General features: G+C 48.5%; 3 protein-coding genes. All 3 read right to left on the reverse strand.

Going from position 1 to position 2111, the window contains the following annotated elements:
- The coding region (locus K675_RS31455) for a hypothetical protein (protein ID WP_037007265.1) at positions 1–374 on the reverse strand (374 nt) is incomplete at its 3' end.
- A 51-nt stretch (positions 375–425) separates the two neighbouring features.
- Complete coding sequence (rffA, locus tag K675_RS0126765; protein ID WP_017906541.1) at positions 426–1565, reverse strand: dTDP-4-amino-4,6-dideoxygalactose transaminase; 1140 nt, start codon at positions 1563–1565, stop codon at positions 426–428.
- A 112-nt stretch (positions 1566–1677) separates the two neighbouring features.
- Positions 1678–2111 (reverse strand): acyltransferase (locus K675_RS32600; RefSeq protein ID WP_157383999.1); only part of this gene is annotated, 434 nt, incomplete at its 5' end.

Consider the following 2111-nt stretch of genomic DNA (forward strand, 5'->3'; position numbering starts at 1 on the left):
GAGTAGATCAGTGCTCTTCTTTTTTCGATATTTGCTTTTCTTAGGCACCATGCAATCAGTAGGAAGGTAAGAGGGGTTATAAGGCAGTCGAATAGGACATTTATATCGCCACCACTCAGTCCGAAATTTTGTAACAGATATACAGTCGCACCTGATGTCCAGTAGCCAGGTATTTTCATGGCACCTAGGGCGCCTTGATAGCTTAGATAGGTCTCTTCATCCCATGCATTCACGTAAATAAAGTTTATAGACTCGAAATAGGCATAGAGCATGGGAGTTGCATAAGAGAGGTATGCAAGCACCACGAGTAGTAACGTGGTGCCGACGTGGCTGGTGGCCTTGTTCAAAGCCTGTTTCAACTTGCTGAAAACCATCGTCTCTCGGGTTCCTCTTGTGGGTAAGACAGTCATTCATTGGAAGGTGGATCAGCTAATGGCTCGGGTTAACGTCTCGACGACATAGTCTTGTTGCTCCATGGTCAAGCCAACCCAGAGAGGTAGGCGTAGTAGGCGCTCGGAGAGAGAGTCGGTGACATTCAGTGAGCCGTGGGATCTGCCATAACGTCTGCCTGCTGGTGAGGAGTGAAGGGGCACATAGTGGAAAACGGCGTATATTCCGTTACGTTTCATTTCATTCAGCAAGATTTGTCGATCGACCCCGGGTGGCAGCAAGACATAATACATATGGGCGTTGTGCTGGCAGTCAGTAGGTATTACTGGGCGCCGAACAAGTCCTTTTTCTTCGAGTGCAGCCAGGCGGATATGGTAGTGATCCCAAGCTGCCAGTCGCCTCTTTGTGATGCTTTGGGCTTCTTCAAGCTGTGCCCAAAGAAACGCTGCGATCAGCTCTCCGGGTAGAAACGACGAGCCGACTTCCTGCCAAGTGTATTTATCCACCTCACCTCTAAAAAAACGACTTCTATCGGTACCTTTTTCGCGAATGATTTCAGCACGAAGTGATAGTTGCGGATTGTTGACCAGTAGCGCCCCACCTTCACCCGAAATAACATTCTTCGTTTCATGAAAGCTGAATGTGCCGAGATCTCCCAGGCTGCCGAGTGCTTTGCCTTTGTAGCTGGACATAACGCCTTGAGCGGCATCTTCAATGACTTTGAGTCCGTACCTGCTTGCGATATTCATGATTGAGTCCATTTCGCAGGCCACCCCTGCGTAATGGACTGGGACGATTGCTCTTGTTCGCGGGGTGATAGCTGCTTCGATGAGTCTCTCGTCAAGGTTCAGTGTGTCTTCGCGAATATCAACGAAAACTGGCACTCCTCCACGTAGAACAAAGGCATTGGCCGTAGAAACAAAGGTATAGGAGGGTACGATCACCTCATCGCCGGGCTGGATATCAAGTAGCAGTGCCGCAATCTCCAGCGCGGCTGTGCAGGAGTGGGTCAGAAGTGCCTTGCTGCATCCTGTATTCTGTTCGAGCCATTGATGGCAGCGCTTGGTGAAGGGGCCGTCGCCTGCCAGCATATTTCCAAATTTGGCTTCCGCAATATAGTACAGTTCCTTACCTGTCATGAATGGGCGATTGAAGAGTATTTTTTCTGTGCTCATATGATTTTCTGCTCTAATGAATTATGTTGTTTGGTCGCTGTGTCGGCGTCTCATTTTCATACTTCGTACATGACGGAATCGAAATTATTTTATTTAATGTGTATGGGCCTTCTTAGTCTTGATTGTTTTCTATGGTTCTTTGCTTAAGGACTCTCGCCGGGTTTCCGGCTGCAACACAGTAGGCGGGGATGCTTCTTGTGACGACCGAGCCGGCACCTATGACTGCGCCTTCGCCGATGATAACGCCTGGTAGAATGATGGTTTTCCCACCGATCCAAGCATAGCGGCAAACGGTTACTGGGGCAGACATGTCAGGTAAGTCTAGTGCTTTGTAGTCGTGAGTGGATGAAAAAATTATGACGCCAGGGCCCAGAACGACATTGTCTTCTAGTGTAATGATACCTTGTTCGGTTTGCATGGATGGATAAAGTTCGCAACCTCGATTGATATCAACTTGATTGCCTATCGAGATACGCCATGGATATCGAGCAAAGCTTCTGTAATCAAAAAGGCCACCTGTGCCGAAGCGTTTAAATAAAATGCGGA

The organism is Pseudomonas fuscovaginae SE-1 (assembly GCF_000364705.1).
GTDB lineage: Bacteria > Pseudomonadota > Gammaproteobacteria > Pseudomonadales > Pseudomonadaceae > Aquipseudomonas > Aquipseudomonas fuscovaginae_A.